This is a genomic window from Kitasatospora sp. NPDC097691, assembly GCF_040302665.1.
Taxonomy (GTDB): Bacteria; Actinomycetota; Actinomycetes; order Streptomycetales; family Streptomycetaceae; genus Kitasatospora.
This window is the reverse complement of the sequence record NZ_JBEORY010000032.1, coordinates 66,091-86,864: the sequence shown is the minus strand read 5'-3', so window position 1 is coordinate 86,864 and position 20,774 is coordinate 66,091. Positions and strand designations below refer to the sequence as shown.

The 20,774-nt window shown below is 73.8% G+C and carries 16 protein-coding genes; 7 read left to right on the top strand and 9 right to left on the bottom strand.

Annotated elements, in window-relative coordinates; translation table 11 throughout:
* Positions 1 to 186 precede the first annotated feature (186 nt).
* From ABTY56_RS22730 to ABTY56_RS22690, 9 genes are all read right to left on the bottom strand, one after another.
* Positions 187 to 1,044, bottom strand: coding sequence for a class II fructose-bisphosphate aldolase (locus ABTY56_RS22730; RefSeq protein WP_350630815.1), 858 nt, complete (start codon positions 1,042 to 1,044; stop codon positions 187 to 189).
* Positions 1,035 to 2,030 (bottom strand): 1-phosphofructokinase family hexose kinase, encoded by a 996-nt coding sequence (locus tag ABTY56_RS22725; RefSeq protein WP_350630814.1) that lies wholly within the window; start codon positions 2,028 to 2,030, stop codon positions 1,035 to 1,037. Before ABTY56_RS22725 ends, ABTY56_RS22730 begins: the two co-directional genes overlap by 10 nt.
* Positions 2,027 to 2,959 carry an ROK family protein gene (locus tag ABTY56_RS22720; protein ID WP_350630813.1) on the bottom strand — a complete coding sequence of 311 codons (933 nt, stop codon included), beginning with the start codon at positions 2,957 to 2,959 and terminating at the stop codon, positions 2,027 to 2,029. Before ABTY56_RS22720 ends, ABTY56_RS22725 begins: the two co-directional genes overlap by 4 nt.
* Complete coding sequence (locus ABTY56_RS22715; RefSeq protein ID WP_350630812.1) at positions 2,956 to 3,828, bottom strand: SIS domain-containing protein; 873 nt, start codon at positions 3,826 to 3,828, stop codon at positions 2,956 to 2,958. The genes ABTY56_RS22720 and ABTY56_RS22715 overlap by 4 nt, the downstream gene beginning before the upstream one ends.
* Positions 3,829 to 3,950: 122 nt before the next feature.
* A complete protein-coding gene (locus ABTY56_RS22710; RefSeq protein WP_350630811.1) occupies positions 3,951 to 6,440 on the bottom strand; it encodes an RICIN domain-containing protein in 2,490 nt (829 codons plus the stop codon).
* 107 nt (positions 6,441 to 6,547) lie between these two features.
* Positions 6,548 to 8,434 (bottom strand): DUF5107 domain-containing protein, encoded by a 1,887-nt coding sequence (locus ABTY56_RS22705; protein ID WP_350630810.1) that lies wholly within the window; start codon positions 8,432 to 8,434, stop codon positions 6,548 to 6,550.
* Positions 8,431 to 9,276: a carbohydrate ABC transporter permease gene (locus ABTY56_RS22700; protein WP_350630809.1), complete on the bottom strand. Its 846-nt coding sequence runs from the start codon at positions 9,274 to 9,276 to the stop codon at positions 8,431 to 8,433. Before ABTY56_RS22700 ends, ABTY56_RS22705 begins: the two co-directional genes overlap by 4 nt.
* 47 nt (positions 9,277 to 9,323) lie before the next feature.
* Positions 9,324 to 10,289 (bottom strand): carbohydrate ABC transporter permease, encoded by a 966-nt coding sequence (locus tag ABTY56_RS22695; RefSeq protein ID WP_350630808.1) that lies wholly within the window; start codon positions 10,287 to 10,289, stop codon positions 9,324 to 9,326.
* Between the two features lie 2 nt (positions 10,290 to 10,291).
* On the bottom strand, positions 10,292 to 11,590 hold the full coding sequence (locus tag ABTY56_RS22690) for an ABC transporter substrate-binding protein (protein WP_350630807.1): 1,299 nt from the start codon (positions 11,588 to 11,590) through the stop codon (positions 10,292 to 10,294).
* 285 nt (positions 11,591 to 11,875) lie between these two features.
* On the opposite strand from ABTY56_RS22690, the gene ABTY56_RS22685 reads away from it, so the two are divergent.
* The 7 genes from ABTY56_RS22685 to ABTY56_RS22655 all read left to right on the top strand — a co-directional run bounded on the left by ABTY56_RS22685 (position 11,876) and on the right by ABTY56_RS22655 (position 20,740).
* Positions 11,876 to 12,880, top strand: coding sequence for a LacI family DNA-binding transcriptional regulator (locus ABTY56_RS22685; protein ID WP_350630806.1), 1,005 nt, complete (start codon positions 11,876 to 11,878; stop codon positions 12,878 to 12,880).
* A 52-nt stretch (positions 12,881 to 12,932) separates the two neighbouring features.
* Positions 12,933 to 15,410, top strand: coding sequence for a glycoside hydrolase family 95 protein (locus ABTY56_RS22680; RefSeq protein WP_350630805.1), 2,478 nt, complete (start codon positions 12,933 to 12,935; stop codon positions 15,408 to 15,410).
* A gap of 177 nt (positions 15,411 to 15,587) precedes the next feature.
* Positions 15,588 to 16,346: a DeoR/GlpR family DNA-binding transcription regulator gene (locus ABTY56_RS22675; RefSeq protein WP_350630804.1), complete on the top strand. Its 759-nt coding sequence runs from the start codon at positions 15,588 to 15,590 to the stop codon at positions 16,344 to 16,346.
* A gap of 194 nt (positions 16,347 to 16,540) precedes the next feature.
* Positions 16,541 to 17,821 (top strand): extracellular solute-binding protein, encoded by a 1,281-nt coding sequence (locus tag ABTY56_RS22670; protein WP_350630803.1) that lies wholly within the window; start codon positions 16,541 to 16,543, stop codon positions 17,819 to 17,821.
* Between the two features lie 81 nt (positions 17,822 to 17,902).
* On the top strand, positions 17,903 to 18,865 hold the full coding sequence (locus ABTY56_RS22665) for a carbohydrate ABC transporter permease (protein ID WP_350630802.1): 963 nt from the start codon (positions 17,903 to 17,905) through the stop codon (positions 18,863 to 18,865).
* The gene (locus tag ABTY56_RS22660; RefSeq protein ID WP_350630801.1) at positions 18,862 to 19,701 is read left to right on the top strand and encodes a carbohydrate ABC transporter permease; all 840 of its coding nucleotides are present in this window, start codon (positions 18,862 to 18,864) and stop codon (positions 19,699 to 19,701) included. Before ABTY56_RS22665 ends, ABTY56_RS22660 begins: the two co-directional genes overlap by 4 nt.
* A gap of 58 nt (positions 19,702 to 19,759) precedes the next feature.
* Positions 19,760 to 20,740, top strand: coding sequence for an SIS domain-containing protein (locus ABTY56_RS22655; RefSeq protein WP_350630800.1), 981 nt, complete (start codon positions 19,760 to 19,762; stop codon positions 20,738 to 20,740).
* Positions 20,741 to 20,774: the final 34 nt, after the last annotated feature.

The following is a 20,774-nucleotide window of genomic DNA, read 5'->3' as shown; positions in this document are numbered from 1 at the left end:
GCCGACCTCGTCGTGGTCGACTCCGAGAGCCACGACCTGGTCGCCGTCATGCGCCGCGGCCGCTGGGCCGTCGGCGCCGACCGGTTCTCCACCGTCACGGCCGCCTGACCACCTGAACGAGCCGCCCGAGCAACGCCGACGGCCGCTCTCCCCGCTGCGGGGAGAGCGGCCGTGGTGCGTCCGGCCTCAGGAGGCGGCGACCGCCGGGCGCTGCGCGGACAGCACCCCGAGCAGGTGCGCCACCTCGCGGGCCACCGCCTCCCGGCCGGCGCCCAGGTAGGCCCGGGTGTCGACCAGCGCGGGATCGGCCGTGAGGCGGCCGCGGACCGCCGCGGTGAACGCCTTGTTGAGGTGGGTGGCGATGTTGACCTTCGTCATGCCGTGCGCGACCGCCGCCGCCAGGGTCTCGTCCGCGGCCCCGGAGGATCCGTGCAGCACCAGCGGCACCGGCACGGCCGCGCGCAGGGCGGCGATCAGGTCGAGGTCCAGGCTCGCCGTGCGGGTGAGCATGGCGTGCGAGGTGCCGACGGCGACGGCCAGCGCGTCGACCCCGGTGCGCGCGGTGAACTCGGCCGCCTCGGCCGGGTCGGTCCGGGCGCCCGGCGCGTGCACGCCGTCCTTGCCGCCGACCTCGCCGAGCTCCGCCTCCACCCACACCCCCGTGGCGTGGCACAGCCCCACCACCTCGGCCGTGGCCCGGACGTTCTCCGCGTACGGCAGCACCGAGGCGTCGAACATCACCGACCCGAAGCCGAGCCGGACCGCCTCCGCGACCAGGGCCGGCTCGGTGGCGTGGTCCAGGTGGACGGCCACCGGCACGGCCGCCGCCCGGGCCACCGCGAGCGCCGCGGCGCCGACGGGCGCCAGCCCGCCGTGGTAGCGCACCGCGTTCTCGCTGATCTGCAGGATCACCGGCGCGCCCACGGCCTCGGCCCCGGTGACGATGGCCTCGGCGTGTTCGAGCTGGATGACGTTGAACGCGCCGACGCCGTGACCGCCGTGGGCGGCGGGCGCGACGATCTCCCCGGTTCCGACTAGGGACATGCTTCTCCTTGAGGGTGCGTCGGGTCGAGGTCCTCGGTGCGGGCCGGCGCTTCGGTCCGGGCAGGTGCTTCGGCCCGGTCGAGTGCTTCGGTCCGGACGAGGGCGAGCAGGCGCTCATGGGCGTCCGCGTCGAAGCGGCCGGCCTGCGGGGCGAGGACGGTGGCGGCGGACAGGGCCACGGCGCGGCGCAGCCGCTCGGGCCACGGCAGTCCGCCGGCCAGACCGAGGGCGAGGGCCGCGACCACCGAGTCACCGGCGCCGGTCGGGTTGCCGGAGACGGCGCCCGGCGGGCGGGCGCGCCAGCGGCCCTCGGGGGTCAGGGCGAGCAGGCCGTCCGGTCCGAGCGAGGCGACCACGGCCTCGGCGCCGGCTTCGAGCAGCCGCTGCGCGCCCTCGGCCGGGTCGGGGCAGCCGGTCGCGTCGGCCAGCTCGTGGGCGTTGGGCTTCACCACGGCCGGTCGGGCGGGCAGGGCCCGCAGCAGTGCGGGGCCGTCGGCGTCCAGCACGGCCGGGACGCCGTGGGCGCGGGCCCGCTCCACGAGCCGCCGGTAGGCGTCCACCGGCAGCCCCGGCGGCAGGCTCCCGGAGAGCACGACGACCGAGGCGCCGGGCAGCAGGTGCTCGTAGTGGGCGAGGAAGCGCTGCCACTCCGACGGCGAGACGTCGGGCCCGGGTTCCAGGAGCATGGTGGTGTCCCGGTCGTCCGCCACGGCGATCGTCCGACGGGTCTCCCCCGCCACCTCGACCAGTTCGTCCGGCAGTGCGGCCTCGGCGAGTTCCGCCCGGACGGCCTGGCCGGTCGGTCCGCCGACCAGTCCGGTGACGGTCGCGGCGTGCCCGAGGGCCGCGAGCACCCGGGCGACGTTGACGCCCTTGCCGCCCGCCTGCCGGGTGACGCTGCGCACGCGGTTGCTCGCGTGCGGGCGGAGGTCCGGTAACCGGTAGGTGAGGTCCAGGGCGGCGTTGAGCGTGACGGTGAGGATCACCGGCCACCCCCCGCCAGCAGGCCCTGGGCGAGCAGCGCCGCGCCCAGACTGCCCGCGCGGTGGCCCAGTTCGGCGGCCACCAGCTCCGGCGCCGGGCGGAACGGCAGCCGCTCGGCGAGTGCGGTCCGCAGCGGCGCCAGGTACGCCTCGCCGGCCAGGACCAGTCCGCCGCCGATGACCAGGCGCTCCAGGTCGAGCAGCACGGTCAGCGCCGCCAGGCCGTCGGCGAGTGCCTCCACCGCCTCGGTCCAGACCCGGCGGGCCACGCGGTCGCCCGACTCGGCGCGGGAGCGGACGTCCTCGGCGCTCGCGGTGGCGTCCCCGGTGGCCCGGCGGTAGCGGCGGGCGATCGCCGAGGCCGAGGCCAGGGTCTCCACGCAGCCGTGGTTGCCGCACACGCACGGCTCGCCGCCGGGGCGCACCACCAGGTGGCCCAGCTCGCCCGCGAAGCCCCGGCTGCCCGCGAACGCCCGTCCGCCGAGCACCAGCGCGGCGGCGATCCCGGTCCCGACGGGGACGAAGGCGAAGGCGTCGCAGCCGCGCCCCGCCCCCAGCCGGCTCTCCGCCAGTCCGCCGGCCCGGACGTCGTGCCCGAAGGCCACCGGCAGGTCCAGGTGCTCCTCGGCCCAGCTGCGCACCGGCAGGTCGCGCCAGCCGAGGTTGGCGGCGAGGACGGCGGTGCCGCTGCTCTCGTCCACCAGGCCGGGGACGGCGATGCCGGCGGCCCGCGGCGGCGCTCCCCGGCGGACGGCGCGGGCCCTCAGGTCGTCCGCGCACCGCAGCACCGTGTCGAGGACGGCGTCCGGCCCGCGCTCGGCCCGGGTGGGCCACTGCTCGGACTCGACCGGCTCGCCGTCGTCGACCACGACGCCCTTGATGCGGGTGCCGCCGACGTCCAGTGCGATGACGCTGCCCGCGGTCGGGGTCACGACCCGTCCAGCACGATCGAGCGGGTCAGGTGGCGCGGCCGGTCGGGGTCGAGGCCGCGGCCGGCGGCCAGCAGGACGGCCAGGCGCTGTGCCCGGACCAGGTCCGCCAGCGGGTCGAGGTCGGACACCGAGACCTGCGCGCCGGTCCGCTCGATCTGCGGCACGAGGCCGGCCGGCGGGGCGCCGAGGAACCAGACCACGCTGCCGGGGCCGCTGACGCTGATCGGCCCGTGCCGGTACTCCATGGCCGGGTAGGACTCGGTCCAGGAGGAGGACGCCTCGCGGACCTTGAGCGCCGCCTCGTGGGCCACGCCGCAGGTCCAGCCGGCGCCGAGGAAGGTGAACTGCCTGGCGTCGGGCGCCCCTTCGGGCAGCGGGGCGGTCAGCGCCCGGCTCGCCTGCTCGGGCAGGTCCCGTGGTGCGGCGCCCAGGTGCGCGCGCAGCAGGACGAGGGCGGTGGTGGCGAACCTGGTCTGCACGACGGACTTCTCGTCGGCGAACTCCAGCGCCACCACGTGCCGGGCGGCCCCGCCGACCGGGGTGGACGGGTCGCCGGTGATCGCGACCGTCGGGGTGTCGCGGGTGCGCGCCAGTGCGTCCAGCACCTCGGTGGTCGTGCCGGAGCGGGTGAGGGCCACCACCCGGTCGTAGCGCCGGGCCGCCGGGAACTCGGAGGCGGCGAACGCGTCGGTCTCCCCCAGCCCGAGGCTCTCGCGCAGCGCCGCGTAGGCCTGGGCGATGTACAGCGAGGTGCCGCAGCCGACGACCGCGACGCGTTCGCCGGGCTCGGGCAGGTGCTTCGGGGCCAGGTCGAGGGCGCGCTGCCAGCACTCGGGCTGGCTCGCGATCTCTTCGTCCACGTGGGCCATGACGTCCTCCTGGGTTGTGGCGCACGTCCGTGCGCGGGCTGGGGGGTGGCAGAGGTGCCGGGCCCCGGGGGTGGCAGCCCCCGGGGCCCGGTGTCAGGCCCGTCCCGCCGGACGGGCCTGGGTCAGGCGAGCGACCACCGCTGCAGCGGTGAGCCGGTGTCCGGCTGCTGGGTCACCGGGGCGCCGTCGGCGGTCGAGGCGGTGGTGAGCAGCAGTCCGCTGGCGGCCGAGGTGACGGTGTACGAGCCGTCGGCCGTCTGCCGGACCTTCCAGTGCTGGTTGGCACCGCCGCTGCACGGCCACTGGATGATCCGGGCGCCGGCGGCGGTGGAGCCGCCGTTGACGTCGGCGCACATCGACGAGAGGCCGTTGACCAGCTCGTAGGTGCCGTCCGGCTGGCGGCGGAACTGCCAGAGCTGGTTGGTGGCGCCGGACGCCGTCCAGGTGATGAGCCCGTTGCCGGCGGTGGTGCTGGCGTCCGCGTCGTCGAGGGCCTTGCCGCCCGTGGTCAGCGTGTGGTTCCCGCTGAGGTCCGGCTCGACCGTCCAGCTGAAGCCGGCCGAGGCACTCGCGGTGCCGGAGGAGGCGGTGACGGTGACGGTGGACGTCCCGGGGGCGGTCGGGGTGCCGGTGATCAGGCCGGCGGGGCTGACGGAGAGCCCGGCGGGCAGGCCGGTCGCCGTGAAGGTGAGCGGCTTGCCGGCGCTGTCGGTGGCGTCGAGCTGCACCGAGGCGGCCCGGCCCACGGTGCCGGACCGGTCGCCGGGGCCGGCGAGGACGACCGCCTCGGGGGCCGTCCCGGTCGGGGCGAAGGAGAGGGTCTGCTCGGCCGCGGTGCGGCCGGCGCCGACCGTGCCGCCGGTGGTGTCGCTCCAGGAGCGGGCGGGCGTGGTCTCGGCGAGCCGGCCGGAGGTGCCGGACATCCCGATCACCAGGCCGCTGTAACGGTTCACCAGCTGGAAGCGGCCCTTGCCGGCCTTGCTGGGCAGGATGAACCACTGCTGGCCGACGGTGGCGTTGCCGCCGACGGCGGCGGTGGCGGTCAGTGCGGCGCCCCAGGCCCGGCCGGCCGTCGAGGCGGAGTCGACGCCCAGCAGCTGCCCGGTGGCGGCGTTGGCGACCCGGTAGGAGCCGTCGCCCTGGGCCAGGAACCGCCAGGACTCGCGGGCGGAGCCGCCGGGCTTGGCCGCGGAGGTGACCGCGGAACCGCCGGCGGCCTGGGTGAGGACCCGGCCGTTGCCGCTCTGGATCCGGTAGGTCCTCGTCAGGTCGACCGGCGGGGCGGCGGGGGTGGAGGAGCCGATGGTGATGTCGGCGTACTCGCCGTCGGACGTCGCGCAGGCGATGGAGCAGTACGAGCGGAAGGTCTTGCCGAGGACGGTGCCGCCGGTGCGGCTGGCGGGGTCGAGCATCCAGCGGTACCAGGAGCCGGAGGTGTAGCCGCTGCCGCTGTCGCCGATCAGGCTCCACTGCTGGGTGGCGAGGTCCTTGGTGGCGTAGAACTGCTGCGGGGCGGTGCCGGAGACCACCTCGGGTTCGCCGATGTACAGGCCCAGGTGGGCGTCGTAGGCGATGTTCATGATGAACAGCGGTGACTTGGCGGGGAGTTGCCCGGCCTTGACCTGCTGGTCCACGGAGCCCGGGGTGCTCGGGTGGTAGTCGTTCGCGGGTGGGGTGTACCCGGTCGGCGCGGTCGGGGTGGCCGGCACCATGTTGCTCTCCAGGCCGCCCCGGCCCGGCTGGGACCAGGTGCCGTCGTACCACTTCTGCCAGGAGCCGGGCGCCATCTTCCCCGCGATCGGGGCGCGCGCGACGTGGGCCAGGCCGCCGTTGGAGCCGCCGACGCCGGCCTTGGGGACGATCCGGGAGCCGTAGTAGACGTAGAAGTAGCCCGAGGCGGTGTCGACGAACAGGCGGGGGTCGCCGTCGCCGTAGTCGTAGGTCTGGTTGGGGAAGGCCGCGTTGTCGCCCCGGACGGTGCTGTACGGGGAGGTGATGACGTGGTCCTTGATGGTCCAGGTCCGGCCCTGGTCGGTGGAGACGGCGTAGTCGATGGAGTCGTAGTGCAGGCCGTCGCCGAAGGGTTGCGGCGTGAACTCGTTGTGCACCAGCCCGTACCAGTCGCCGGTGTCCGGGTCGACCCAGACCCCGACCAGGTCGCAGAAGTTGCGCTGGGAGTAGCCGGAGCCCTGTGGCGCGTTGGTGGACTGCACGCCGGTGACACTGTTGTTGCACCGCGCCGTGGTGTCGTTGTTCCGGTCGGCCGGGTCGGCGGGGTTGACGGCGTCGCTGATCGCGGCCGACCTGGTGGCGCTCTCGAAGTCCGCGCCGGTGTAGAAGCTCCACTCCCGGGGGTCCTTCGCGCCGTACAGCGAGTGGGACTGCTGGAAGTAGAACGTGCCGTCCTTGTCGGTGTAGACACCGGCGGGCGTGTCGTCGGGGTAGGCGTACGAGCCGGTCCTGCCGAGCGAGACCGTGTACGTGGTGGGGGCCGGTTTGCCGACGGCCGGGTTCTCGGCGGGCGCCGGGGCGGCGGCCAGGGTGCCGGCGCCGAGCGCCGCCAGGGTGGTGACGGTGAGGGCGCGGGCCCATCTGGTGCGTCGTGGTGACACAGGTACTCCTCTTCCGTGGCGGGGCGCACCGTTGCGCCCCTGCGGTGGGGGGTGCGGAACGGGAGAGTGGTCTGGGGGACGGCGTTCAGCCGTCGATCGGCCGGGGATCAGCCGTCGGCCATCCGGAAGTCGTACTGCGGCGGCACCGGCGTGCCGGGGTGGACGGCGAGCCAGAGGGTGTCCAGGGAGAGCTCGCCCTCGCGCATGGTGTCGACCTGGATGCCCTCGGCCAGCAGGCGCCGGACCAGGTCGTCGTCGCCGGAGGCGTGCGCCGCCTCCGCCTCGGCCAGCCTGATCCGGCCGTGCGCGCGGTCGGCCGGGGAGAGTTCCGCGATCACTGCGAGCGCGTCGGCGGGGCGCTCGGCGCGGCGCAGCGACTCCAGCATCTCGATCGTCAACTCCCGCAGTTCGGGGCGGAGTCGGTGGGCCGCGAGCATCAGGTCGGCGGCCTGCTGCGGCTCGGGGGTGAGGAAGGCGAGCGAGCGCAGTGCCCAGGGCGAGGCCTGCGCGGCGACGGAGCGCTCGAACGCCTCGCGGGCGGACTCCCGCTCCCCGGCCGCCAGGCGCAGCAGTCCGAGCTGGTACAGCGCGTGCCAGTCGGTCGCGTCGCCCTCCAGCAGCAGCCGCCAGTGCGCCCCGGTGACCGGCTCGGCCGGCGGGTCGCAGACCGGGAGCGTGCCGGTCTTGAGGAGTTGGCGCCAGGGTTCCTGGGCGGCCGCCGGCTCGCCGAAGGGCAGGAGGGGCGAGGCGGGCAGAGCGCCGGCCTCGATCTCCAGCGCGGCCCAGCCGCCGCCCGCGGACAGCAGTTCCTCGGGCTCGCCGAACCGGTCGGCCAGCGCGTCGGCCAGCTCCAGCTCCAGCGGCGGGACGAGCCGGTCCAGCGCCTCGCCGGCGGCCTCCCGGGCGTCCTCCCAACTCCCGTGCACGGCGGCGGGATCGGCCTGCAGCAGCCCGTACGCCTCGGTCCAGGACCAGGTGGCACCGGCCGGCATCGGCAGGTGTTCCAGCTGGGTGCGGGCCAGGCCGGCCTGGATCTCCAGGTAGGCGGAGTCCGGGCCGGAGAGCCACTCCTGCCAGTGCTTGCCGCCGGTGCCGGTGCCCCAGCAGAACAGCTTGCGGCCGCGCAGCCGTGCGGTGGAGGTCTGGACGAGCCCGGCGCCGGTGCGGTCCAGCGCGGCGATCCAGGGGCGGCGGCCGGCGGGGAGGTCGAGGAAGTAGTCGGCGGCGCGCGGCACCCGGCCGGGGTAGCTGCGGTCGGCGCCGTCGACCTGCGGGAAGGGCACCCGGCGCAGGTCGCTGACGTAGTCGCAGTGGAAGGCGTGGTCGGCCGGGCCGAGGACGCGGACGTCCCGGTCTTCGGGCACGGCGATGTTGGACCACCAGTAGACCGGCGTCTCGGTCGGCGACGGGTTGTGCACGGCGATGTGGACGTACAGCACCGGGGAACCGGCGGGCAGCCAGGTGTCCATCCGCAGGACGAGGCGCCGAAGCCGCTCGAAGGCGTACATCCGCAGGCCCGGGGTGCCGTCGGGCGCGGTCACCCGGGCGGCGTGCAGCGGTTCGCAGGTCAGCGGCCAGTGCCCGGTGGCGCCGAGGTTCCACTCCACGCCGCCGGCCAGCCAGGCGTCCCGCAGGGCGAGGTTGGCGGGCTGGAGGATCCGGTTGCGGTGCAGCAGCTCCCGTCCGCTCGGCCGGTGGACCAGGGACCACAGCCGCCCGCCGAGGGAGGGCAGGAAGGTCGCGGTGAGGTGCTCGTTCTCCAGGACGACGCAGGGGAGTTCGCGTTCGGCGCGGACGCGGCCGTACCCGCCCTGCCGGGTGTACGGCAGCAGGGTGTCGGGCACCCCGTACGCCAGGTTGCGGCGCATCTCGTCGTCGACCCCGGCGCCGGCGCCGGTCTGCCGGGCCAGGCCGTGCAGGATCGGCAGGGTGCCGCCGACCGGGTCGGGGGCGCCGTCGATGCGGAGCAGGTCGGTGCGCAGGGTCGAGGTCACTTGCCGATCCCAACTGTCATGCCCTGGATGATCCGCGAGCCCATCCAGGAGAAGAGCGCGATCATCGGGGCGAGGATGATGCAGACTCCGGCGAACATGGTGCCGAAGTCCAGGCCGTTGAACTGCTGTGCCGCGACGAACGAGGAGAGTGCCACCGGGAGGGTGATCCTCCCCTGGCTGTTCGTCAGGACGAGGGCGAACAGGGTCTCGTTCCAGGCGGTGATGAACTGCAGCAGGAAGGCGGTGACCAGCCCGCCGCGGGCGACCGGCAGCACCACCTGGACGAAGGTGCGCAGCGGGCCGGCACCGTCCAGCACGGCGGCCTCCTCCAGCACGCCGGGGATGCCGCTGAAGAAGCCGGTCAGCAGGAAGACCGTGAACGGCATCGCCAGGCCGACGTAGACCAGGCCCAGGCCGAGGTCGCTGTCGGTCAGGTCCACCCGGGACAGGCCGACGAACAGCGGCACCACCAGGACCTGTCCGGGCACGCCGAGGCCCATCGCGAAGGTCATCGTCAGCGCCGAGGAGGTCCGCGAGCGGCGCCGGGCGAGGGCGTACGCGCAGGGGGCGGCCAGCGCGACGGCGACCACGGAGGACAGGCCGGCGGTGAGCACGCTGTTGAGCGCCGCCTGCGCGAAGCCGCCCTCGTCGAGCGCGGTGGTGTAGTTCTCGGTCTTCGGGCTGGTCGGCAGGCCGAAGCCGTGCTGCAGGATGTCGGGGCCGCTGCGCAGCGAGGTCAGCAGGACCCACAGGACCAGCAGCAGGTCGGCGGCGACGACGATCCAGACGGCGGCCGTGCCGATCCTGCTCGCGAGTCCGGTGGGTCGGTTACTGCGTCGCACGGGTGGTGACCTTTCCGTTGCGGTGTGGGGGGCCGGGACGCGAGGGGTCAGTACTCGATCGGATCGCGGCGCAGCAGGCGGCGCAGCACGACGGTGATCAGGGTGACCATGGCCAGGCTGACGATCGCGGCGGCGGTGGCCATGCCCAGCCGGGGGACGGTGCCCTGCGGGAAGGCCTCGGCGTACACGTACACGGCGGTGTTCCAACTGCTCACCGGCGGATAGGCGTTGGTGCTGCCGCCGTAGAGCAGGATCAGCTCGAAGATCTTCACCGAGCTGACGGTCCACAGCACCGCGCAGACCGCGATGACGTCCCAGGCGCACGGCAGGGTGATGTGCCGGAAGCGCTGGAAGGGGCCGGCGCCGTCGAGTTCGGCCGCCTCGTAGAGGTAGTCCGGGATCTGGTCGACCGCCGCCATGATGATGGAGGTGTAGTAGCCGGTCGCCGTCCAGACCAGGGTCCCCAGGACCATCGGGAGCAGGTTGTCCGTCGACAGCCACTTGGGCGGCGTGGTCACCCCGAAGAGCTTCAGCGCCTGGTTCACCGGGCCGGTGGGCGAGAACAGGAACCCGGCGGCGATGCCGAAGACCATGCCGTTGACCAGCGAGGGGAAGAACAGCACCGACCGGGCGAAGAGCCTGGCCCGCATCTCGCGCAGCACCAGCGTCAGCGCGAAGCTGAGCACGAAGGTGATCGTGCCGCCGATGACCATCAGTTCGAGCGTGTTGAACAGGGAGGTGCGGAACCTCGGGTCGCGGAACAGCAGGGTGTAGTTCTGCAGACCGCGCCAGTCCATCTCGCCCATGCCGTCCCACTTGTACAGGCTGGTCCACAGGGCGTAGCCGACCGGGGCGACGAACAGCACCGCGTACACGATCAGCGCGGGCGCGGTGAACGGCCAGAACACCCGGCGGCGCTGGCGCTCCAGCGGGCCGACGCCGGGCCGTGCGGCACGCTCGGGCCGGCCCCGGGCGGGGTCCGTCCGGGGCGGGTCGTCGATCGTCGTCGCCACCGTCAGCCCTGCGTCTGCCAGTAGGTGACCTGGTCGGCCTTGCACTTGGCGACGAACTGGGCGGCCGTGGTCTTGCCGTGCCAGAAGTCCAGGTAGTTCTCGTTCAGGACCTTGGGCAGCCAGCTGCCGCCGACGCCGTCGAAGCTGAGGCGCAGGGTCGGGGCCTCCAGGGTCTTCTGGACGTCGGCCAGTTCGGCCGGGGCCGGGATGTCGGTGCGCGGGGTGATGTTCAGCGCGGTGGTGGAGATCCCGGACAGGTGCTTCTTCTGCAGGAAGAAGGCGATGAACTTCTGCGCGGCGGCGGCGTTCTTGGCGCGCTTGGGGATGGCGAAGCCGAACAGGCCGGCGTCCGGGGCCTTCGCGGTGGGCGGCAGGATCGACGCCGTCTTCCAGCCGGCCGGGACCTGCTTGGCGATCTCGGAGGTGACGTAGTTGCCGTCCATGTAGAAGGCGGCCTTGCCGGCCGTCCAGTTGGTCTCCTGGGCCGGGAACTTGGTGGCGTCGTAGCCCTCGATCAGGTGGCCGCCCTTGACCAGCTGCTCCACCTTCTGCGCCGCGCCGAGGACCGCCGGGTTGTCCCAGGTCGCGCCGGACTTGTCGGCGGAGAGCTCGGAGACGTTCACCCCGGCGCCGTTGAGCAGGTAGTCGAAGAACAGCCCGTTGGTCCACGGGTCCTCGCCCTCGGAGGCGATGCAGGCCTTGCCGGCCGCCTTCAGCGCGTCGCAGACCTTGAGCAGCCCGGCCCAGTCGGTGGGCGGGGTCGGCATGGCCGCGGTGACCGCCGGGTCGGCCGCGTTGTAGAACATCGCGTTGGTGACGACCTCGTACGGGATCACGTAGTGGTTCGAGCCGGACGGGTCCTTCGGCAGCATGTCGAAGTACTTGGCCGGGATGACCTGGGAGACCGGGACGTTCTCCTCCGGCACCTGCAGCTGCAGCACCGGCGAGAGGTCCAGGGCCTGGCCGGCCGCGGCGGTGGTGCCGTAGACCTTGTCGTCGGACTCGTCCCACAGGTCCGGCGCCTGGTTGGCGGCGATCGCCGGGCCGATCTTCTTGGCGATGTCCCGGCCGGCCCAGGTGACGTTCACCTTGGCGCCGGTGGCGGCGGTGAAGTCGTCGATCGCGGCCTTGATGACCTTGGCCTGCGGCTCGTCCGCGCGCCACATCGACCAGTAGGTGAAGTTGCCGGCGGCCTTCGCGTCGCTCCCCGAGCCGCTGCCGCAGGCGCTCACGCCGAGCACGAGTGCGGCGGCGGTGGCCGCGCCGACGATGCGGGCAGCGGACATCGTTGTTCTACCCATGGGTGGTTCCTCTCGGAGGCGCGAGATGCCGCGCAGACGTTTCGTCAGCCGGGCCCGACGGACGGCGGGGAGCGGCTGGTTGGCTGGGACGATACGGTCGGGTTGACCGGTAAATCAAGAGTCCTTGCAGAATCCGCTTCCGGCCGGCACTACCTCGGCATCGGCCCGTCGACGAATCCTCAAGTCACCGGCCATGCGGGGAGTTGAGTCAACCTTGACGCCTCGTCACCGGTGCCCTACGTTTCACCGAAAGCAAGTTGACCGGTAAATGCGAGGTATCCAGCCATGGTGACGATGCAGGACGTGGCCGAGCGTGCCGGGGTCACGAAGCAGACCGTCTCCAACGTCATCCGGGGGCGCGGCGCCGTGAGCCCGGCGACCGCCGCCCGGGTGCGCGCCGCGATCGAGGAACTGGGGTACACCCCCAACCTGGTCGCGCGCTCCCTCGCCACCGGCGCCACCCGGACGGTCGGCCTGTTCGTCCCCACCGTGACGGGCTCCTTCTACGCCGACATCGTCGAGGAGGTCGAGGACGTCCTCGACGAGAACGGCTACCACCTGCTGCTCTGCACCACCCGGCTCGACGGCGAACGCGCCAAGCGCCACCTGGCCGGACTGACCAGCCGCTCGGTGGACGCGCTGCTGATCGCGGGCGACCGCGACCTGATCGACCACCTGCCGCTGCTGGCCGAGGCGTCCTTCCCCGTCGCCCTGTGCGCCTGGGAGACCGACGCCCCCGACCGCTTCCCCGTGGTCACCATCGACTACGAGCGGGCGGGCTTCCTGGCCGGACGCCACCTGCGCGAACTCGGACACGAACGCGTCGCCGTGCTCGCCAGCCCCGACCACGCCCCGCGGGTGGCCGGCTTCCGGCGCGCCTTCGCCGCCGACGGCCTCACCGTCCCCGACGAGGCCGTCCACACGGCACCCGAGCCCACCCCCGCGGGCGGCTTCGCGGCGGCGACGACGGCGCTGACGGCCGACCCCGGCACCACCGCGCTGTTCGCCACCCACGACGTCCTCGCCCTCGGCGCCCTGGAGGCCGCCCGGGCCGCGGGCCGCTCCGTCCCGCACGACCTGTCGATCGTCGGGCACGACGACAACCCGGAGGTCGGTGTGGCCCGCCCGGCCCTCACCAGCGTCTCCATTCCCAAGCGGGAGATGGCCCGGGAGGCGGTCGAGCTGCTGCTGCGCGCCCTCACCCGCTCGGGCAGCCCGGCCAACTCGATCCAGCTGCTGCGCCCCGAGCTGGTCGTCCGGGCCAGCACCGGCCCCGTCGGCGGCCGCTGACCCGGCCCACCGGCCCGGCCGGGCGCCTCGCCCCTCCGAAAGGACACCGACCTTGTCGTCCGCCCAGGCCTCCGGCCACGACCGCCTCTGGTACCGCCGACCGGCCGGCTCCTTCCTGGAGACACTGCCGCTGGGCAACGGCCGGCTCGGCGCACTGTTCCTCGGCGGCGGCGCCGACCCCTCCGGCACGGGCGAGACCGTCCACCTCAACGCCGACACCCTCTGGTCCGGCGGCCCCGGCCCGCACGACCGCGCCGACGCCGCCGAGCACCTCGCCGAGCTGCGCACCGCCGTCCTGACCGACGGCGACCACGCCCGCGCCGAGGCCCTGGCGACCCGGATGCAGGGCCCGTTCACCGAGGCCTACCAGCCGCTCGCCACCCTCCGGCTGGCGCTCGGCGACGGGCCGTCGGACGACTACCTGCGCGCACTGGACCTCGACGAGGCCGTCCACCGCGTCTCCTACCGCAGCGGCGACGCACGGATCCTGCGCGAGTCCCACGTGTCGGCCCCGGCCGACGTCCTGGTCACCAGGATCACCTCGTCCGTCCCCGGCCGGATCGACCTCACCGCCCGCTTCGACACCCCGCACCCGGACGCGCGCGTCGGCGGCGCCGGCCCCGACCGCCTGCTCCTCACCGGCCGCGCCCCCGCGCACGTGGCGTTCGACGAACCGGACCCCGTCCGCTACCGCCCCGACGAGGGCACGGGCTTCGCGGCCGGCCTCCGGGTGGTGGCCACCGGCGGCCGGGTCGAGCGCACGGCGGGCGCGGTGACGGTGCGCGGCGCCGACGAGGTGCTGCTGCTGGTCGCCGCCGAAACGGGCTACCGCGGCCACACCGAACCCCCGGCCGGCCCCCACGACGGACCGGCGGAGCAGATCGAGGCGCGCCTGGACGCGGCCGCCGCCCGACCGTACGGGCAGCTGCTCGCCGACCACCTCGCCGACCACCGGCGGCTGTTCCGCGCCACCACGCTGCGCCTGGCCGACGACGGTCCGGGCACGCCGGGCGCCGACGACCTGCCCGAACACGACCTGCCCACCGACGAACGGCTGGCCGCCGTCCGGGCCGGCGGCACGGACCCCGGCCTGACCGCCCTCCAATTCGCCTACGGCCGCTACCTGTTGATCGCCTCCTCACGCCCGGGCAGCCAGCCCGCCACCCTGCAGGGGATCTGGAACACCGAGACCGCCCCACCGTGGAACTCGAACTGGACCACCAACATCAACCTGCAGATGAACTACTGGCACGCCGAGACCACCGGCCTCGCCCCCTGCCACGGACCGCTCTTCGACCTGATCGCCGACCTGGCCCGCACCGGCGCCCGGACCGCCGCCGCCTACTACGGCACCGGCGGCTGGACCGTCCACCACAACGTGGACCTGTGGCGCGCCGCCAACCCCGTCTCCGGCTCGCCCTCCTGGGCGAACTGGCCGATGGCCGCCGCCTGGCTCTGCGCGCACCTGTGGGAGCACCACCTCTTCGCCGGGGACCGCGACTTCCTGGCCGGCCGCGCCTACCCGCTGATGCGCGGCGCCGCCCGCTTCCTGCTGGACTTCCTCACCGAGGACCGGGACGGCCACCTGGTCACCTGCCCGTCCACCTCCCCCGAGCACCACTTCCGGCTGCCCGACGGCACCCTCGCCGCCGTCTCCGCCGCGGCCACCATGGACCACTGGCTGACCGCGGAACTGTTCGCCAACACCGCCGACGCTGCCCGCCTCCTCGGGGTGGACACCGACCTCGCCGACGAACTCGACACCGCGCGCGACCGGCTGCGGCCCCCGCGGACCGCCGAGGACGGCCGGCTGCTCGAATGGTGGGAGGACCTCCCCGAGGAGGACCCCGGCCACCGCCACCTCTCCCACCTCTACGGCCTCTACCCCGGCAGCGCCGTCGACCCGCTCACCGACCCGGCCGGCGCCGAATCGGCACGGCTCGCCCTGGCCCGCCGCCTCGACCACGGCGGCGGATCGACCGGCTGGAGCCTGGCCTGGGTCGCCGCCCTCGCCGCCCGCCTCGGCGACGCCGACCTCGCCCACCGCAGCGTGCGCGGTCTGCTGGCCGACCACTCCGCCCCCAACCTGTTCGGCCTGCACCCGCCGGACCTCTTCCAGATCGACGGCAACTTCGGCGCCACCGCCGCCGTCGCCGAGATGCTGCTGCAGAGCCACAACGGCGTCCTGCGGCTGCTCCCGGCCCTGCCCACGGCCTGGCCGACCGGCCACGTCCAGGGCCTGCGCGCCCGCGGCGGCCTCACCGTCGACCTGCGCTGGGCCGCCGGCCGCCTGACCGGTGCGACCGTGCACAGCACCCACCCGCAGCCGCTCGACCTCCTGCTGCCCGCCGGCACACCGCAGCCCACGATCACCACCCCGGACGGCCGGCCCGCCACCACGACGGCCGTCCCCTCCCCGGCGGGGCTGCGCCTGACGGTCACACCGCCCGGCGGCCGGGGCGGCTCGCCCGCCGCGCCGGGGCTGCCCGGTGACGAACAGTGCCTGGTGCTGGAACTGCGCACCGAGTAGCAGCACGTGCGGGGGCGGGGACGGCTTCGGCCGTCCCCGCCCTACGCGTCGCCGTCCCCGCCCTGCGCGTCGCCGTCCCCGCCCTACGCGTTGCCGTCCCCGGCGACGGCACGGCTCCCGCTGCAAGCAGTTCCGCGCAAAGATCGTCCCTCGCGCGGGCGGCACTAGACTTCCGTCATGCTCAAAGCTGACCGCACCTCCCGGATCCTCGCGCACCTCACCGAGACGGGCAGCGCCGATGTGCACGAGCTGGCCGGGCTCCTGCAGGTATCGGCGGCCACCGTCCGCCGCGACCTGCAGGAGCTGCACGACCAGGGGCTGCTGCACCGCACCCGCGGCGGGGCGGTCACCGGTGCCGTCAACCTCGAACTCCCGCTGCGCCACAAGCACGGCACGCGGCAGGCGGAGAAGCGGCGGATCGCGCTGACGGCCGACCGGTTGGTGCCGGACGGCGCGGTGGTGGGCCTCACCGGCGGCACGACGACGAGCGAGCTGGCCCGGGTGCTCGCCGAGCGCGGCGGGATCACCATCGTCACCAACGCCGTGAACATCGCGGCCGACCTGATCGTCCGGCCGGACGTCCGCCTGGTGGTGGTCGGCGGCATCGCCCGCACCACCAGCTACGAACTGGTGGGGCCGGCCGCCGACCGGATGCTCGCCCAGTACCACCTCGACCTCGCCTTCATCGGCGTGGACGGCCTGACCGCCCAGGAGGGCTGCACCACGCACGACGAGATGGAGGCCCAGACCGACCGCGCGTTCCTGCGCAGCAGTGCGCGCTCGGTGGTGCTGGCCGACAGCACCAAGATCGGCCGGGTCACCTTCGCCAAGATCTGCCCGCTCGCCGAGGTCCACGACCTGGTCACCGACGACGAGGTGACGGACGATCAGGAGGAGGCGATCACCGGCTGCGGGGTGCGGGTCCTGCGCGCCTGACTCCCCTGCACCCGAAGCCGCACCCGACGCCGCACCCGAAGCCCGGCCGGGGCCGCCCCGGCCGGGCTTTCTGCTGCCCGGACGGTTGACACGGAACTCCCTGACGCATCAAGCTCGTTCGGACCTGCTCGAAACAAGCTTCCTTCAAGCATCTCGGATCAATCGATCAAGCGCGTACGAAGGCGGTAACTGCGGTGAAGACACGTGTGCTGGCCCTCTCCACGGCGTGCGCCCTCGGCGCCCTCGCCCTCACCGCCTGCGGAAGCGGCAGCGGCGGAAGCGGCGACGGGACCGGCGCCGACGGCAAGGTGACGCTCAAACTGGTCGCCGCCGACTACGGCGACAAGGAGTCCAACAGCTCGAAGACCTACTGGAACGACGTCGCCACCGCGTTCACCGCGGCCAATCCGGACATCAAGGTCGATGTCCAGGTGGTGAACTGGAACGACATCGACAAGCAGGTCAAGACGATGATCCAGAGCGGCAACATGCCGGACGTCCTGCAGACCGGCGGCTACGCCGACAAGGTCGCCGACGACCTCCTCTACAAGGCCGAGGACGTACTGTCGCCCGCCACCCGGGCCGACCTCATCGACAGCTTCGCCAAGGCCGGCGAGGTCAAGGGCGTGCAGTACGGCATCCCGTTCGTCTCCTCCTCCCGCGCCCTGTTCTACAACAAGGCCGTCTTCCAGCAGGCGGGCATCGACCAACCGCCCACCACCTGGGAGGAGTTGCGCAAGGACGCCGAACAGATCAAGGCCAAGGTGCCCGGCGTCACCCCGTACGCGCTGCCGCTCGGCCCGGAGGAGGCCCAGGGCGAGAGCATGCTCTGGGAGCTCGGCAACGGCGGCGGCCCCACCGGCAAGGACGGCGCCTACACCCTGAACAGCCAGGCCGACATCGACACCTTCGGCTGGCTCAAGGCCAACCTGGTCGGCCCCGGCCTCACCTACCCCAACCCGGCCACCACCGACCGCAAGACCGCCTTCGCCGACTTCGCGGCGGGCAAGGCCGCCATGCTCAACGGCCACCCGTCGCTGATCCAGATGGCCCAGACCGGCAAGGTCGACTACGGCATCGTCCCCGTCCCCGGCAAGGCGGGCCCGCTCGCCTCCACGCTCGGCGTGGCGGACTGGATGATGGCCTTCAAGAAGAACGGCCACCGCGACCAGATCAGGAAGTTCCTCGACTTCGCGTACACCAAGGACAACCTGCTCAAGTTCGACGAGACCTACAACCTGATGCCGGTCACCCAGAGCGCCCTGAGCGACATGACCGCGAGCGGCAAGCACAAGGACCTCGAACCGTTCTTCGCCCTGCTGCCGCACGCCGTCTTCTACCCGCTCGGCGACACCAGCTGGGACGCCGTCTCGGCCGAGCTCAAGAAGGGCATCGGCGCCGCCGTCTCGGGCGACCCGGCCAAGGTCCTCGGCGACCTGCAGAAGAAGGCCCAGGACGCCGTCGCGAACAAGTAGCGGCCCGGGTACGGCCCGCGAGGCCGTGCACCCGCGAACCCGTGCACCCGTGCACCCGCGAAGCCCTCGAAAGGCATCCCCGTGACCACCGACTCCCCGGCGGCGCCCGCCGACACCGCGCGCCGCCCCGCACCCCCGGGCCGCCCCCGCCCGCGCCGCCCCGCACCCCGGGGCACCCGCCCGGGCCGGCTCGGGCCGCTGCCCTGGATCGCGCCGGCCGTCCTGCTGATCCTCGCCGTCGTGCTGTGGCCCGTCTACGAGATGGTCCGCACCTCCTTCCTGCGCATCAGCACCAGCGGCTTCGTCCGCGGCTCCGCCGGGCTGGACAAGTACCGCAAGCTGTTCGGCGAGACCGACCTCGGCCACGTCCTGCTCGCCACGGTGGCCTGGACGGCCGCCGTGGTCGGCCTGACCATGCTGCTCTCGCTCGGCCTCGCCCAGCTGTTCGACCAGCGCTTCCCGGGCCGCCGGTACGCCCGCTGGGCCCTGATCGCCCCCTGGGCCGCGTCCGTGCTGATGACCTCCATCGGCTTCAAGTGGATGCTCGACCGGACGGCCGGCGTGCTCAACACCGCCATGACCGACCTCGGGCTGATCGACGGCCCCCGGGACTGGCTCGGCGACCCCTCGACGGCCTGGCCCTGGATGGTGTTCGTCGCGGTCTTCGTCTCGCTGCCGTTCACCACCTACACCCTGCTCGCCGGCCTGCAGACCGTCCCCGCCGACGTGTACGAGGCGGCCCGGGTGGACGGCGCCTCGACCTGGCAGACCTACCGGCGGATCACCCTGCCGCTGCTGCGCCCCGCGTTCCTGGTCGGCGTCGTCATCAACCTGATCAACGTCTTCAACTCCTTCCCCGTCATCTGGGGCATGACCCAGGGCGGCCCGAGCAGCGACACCGCCACCACCACGGTGTTCATGTACCAGCTGAAGAGCACCGACATCGGCGAGTCCGCCGCCATGTCGGTGGTCAACTTCGCCCTGGTGGTGCTGATGGTCCTGGTCTTCCTGAAGGTCAGCCGCTGGAACGAGGAGGAGAGTTGAGAGCCCGGCGCAGCGGCCGCCCGATCCGGCCGCGCACCGTCGTGCTGGCCGCCGTCGCCTGGCTGCTGGCGGCCCTCTTCCTGCTCCCGTACCTGGAGATGGTCGTCACCGCGCTGCGCCCGGCCGACGAACTGCGCGACGCGAGCTACCTGCCGCACCACTTCGCCTGGTCGAACTTCGTCGGCGTGTGGCGCGAGTCGACCCTCGGCGGCAACCTGCGGGTCACCCTGCTGGTCGCCGGCGGCTCGACCCTGCTGGCCCTGCTGGTCGCCCTGCCCGCCGCGTACTACACCGCCCGGGTCCGGTACCGGGGCCGGCGGCTCTTCCTGCTGCTCGTCCTGGTCACCCAGATGTTCCAGCCCACCTCGCTGCTGGTGGGCCTCTACCGCGAGTTCTACCGGCTCGACATGCTCAACTCGGTCTGGACCCTGATCCTCTGCAACGCCGCCTTCAACCTGGCCTTCGCGGTCTGGATCCTCACCGCCTACATCTCGTCCATCCCGGTGGAGCTGGAGGAGGCCGCGCTGCTCGACGGCCTCGGCCGGCTCGGCGCGCTGCGCCGGGTGGTCCTGCCGCTGGCCATGCCCGGCGTGGTCACCGCGGTGATCTTCACCTTCATCTCGGCCTGGAACGAGTTCGTGATGGGCCTGACCCTGTCCACCGAGCCGCGCAGCCAACCGCTCACCGTCGGGATCAACAGCTTCATCGGCAACTACACCGTCGAGTGGAACTACCTGTTCGCCGGATCGGTCGTCGCGATCGTGCCGGTCGTGGTGCTGTTCGCCGTGATCGAGCGGCACGTGGTCGCCGGACTGACCGCCGGATCGGTCAAGTAGCCGACCACGCCCACCGGTCGAACGCCCCCGCCGCCGCCCCTCCGAAGGAGCCCGCCGCATGACCTCCGCCACACCCGCCGGCACCGCCGCCGCCTCGCCCTCGCACACCGCCGCCGAGATCGCCTCGCAACCGGACTGCTGGCGCCGCGCCGCCGACGCCCTGCCCCGGCACGCCGACGCGCTGCCCCGCCGCGGCGAGCGGGTCGCCGTCGTCGGCTGCGGCACCTCCTGGTTCATGGCCCAGGCCTACGCGGCCCTGCGCGAGGGCGGCGGCCACGGCACCACGGACGCCTTCGCCGCGTCGGAGTTCCCGCCCGGCCGCGAGTACGACCGGATCCTGGCCATCTCCCGCTCCGGCACCACGACCGAGGTGCTCGACCTGCTCGGCCACGCCCGGGCGGCCGGAGTGCCCACCACAGCCGTCACCGCCGACCCCGCCACCCCGGTCATGGCACTCGCCGACGCCGTCGCCGTGCTGGACTTCGCGGACGAGCGCTCGGTGGTGCAGACCCGCTTCGCCACCAGCGTGCTCGCCCTGCTGCGGGCCCACCTGGAGGCCGAGGGCGCGCGGCCGGACGGCGTCCGCCCGCTGGCCCGGGCCGTCCTGGACGCCGAACGCGCCGTCACGGCGCCGCTGCCCGCCGAGCTGTGCGGCGCCGAGCAGTTCACCTTCCTCGGACGCGGCTGGACGTACGGGCTGGCGCTGGAGGCCGGGCTGAAGATGCGCGAGGCGGCGGGCGCCTGGACGGAGGCGTACCCGGCGATGGAGTACCGGCACGGCCCGATCAGCATCGCCGCGCCGGGCCGGGTGACCTGGGTGTTCGGCCCGGCGCCCGCCGGACTCGCCGAGGACATCACCCGGGCCGGCGCCCTCCTGGTCGCCGAATCCGGCGACGCCGCGACGGAGTCGGACCCGCTGGCCGAGCTCGTCCGGGCCCAGCGGCTGGCCGTCGCGGTGGCCTGGTCACGCGGCGCCGACCCGGACCGGCCGCGCCACCTCACCCGGTCGGTCGTCCTCGGCGACCGGCAGCGCGCCTGACCGCCGCCTGCCCGGTCCCGCCCCGCCCGATCCC

Bases quoted from the DNA above. Each gene is read 5' to 3' on its own strand.
- ABTY56_RS22655 (WP_350630800.1), top strand. From the start codon at position 19,760: ATGACCTCCGCCACACCCGCCGGCACCGCCGCCGCCTCGCCCTCGCAC.
- ABTY56_RS22730 (WP_350630815.1), bottom strand. From the start codon at position 1,044: ATGTCCCTAGTCGGAACCGGGGAGATCGTCGCGCCCGCCGCCCACGGC.
- ABTY56_RS22715 (WP_350630812.1), bottom strand. From the start codon at position 3,828: ATGGCCCACGTGGACGAAGAGATCGCGAGCCAGCCCGAGTGCTGGCAG.
- ABTY56_RS22675 (WP_350630804.1), top strand. From the start codon at position 15,588: ATGCTCAAAGCTGACCGCACCTCCCGGATCCTCGCGCACCTCACCGAG.
- ABTY56_RS22685 (WP_350630806.1), top strand. From the start codon at position 11,876: ATGGTGACGATGCAGGACGTGGCCGAGCGTGCCGGGGTCACGAAGCAG.
- ABTY56_RS22690 (WP_350630807.1), bottom strand. From the start codon at position 11,590: ATGGGTAGAACAACGATGTCCGCTGCCCGCATCGTCGGCGCGGCCACC.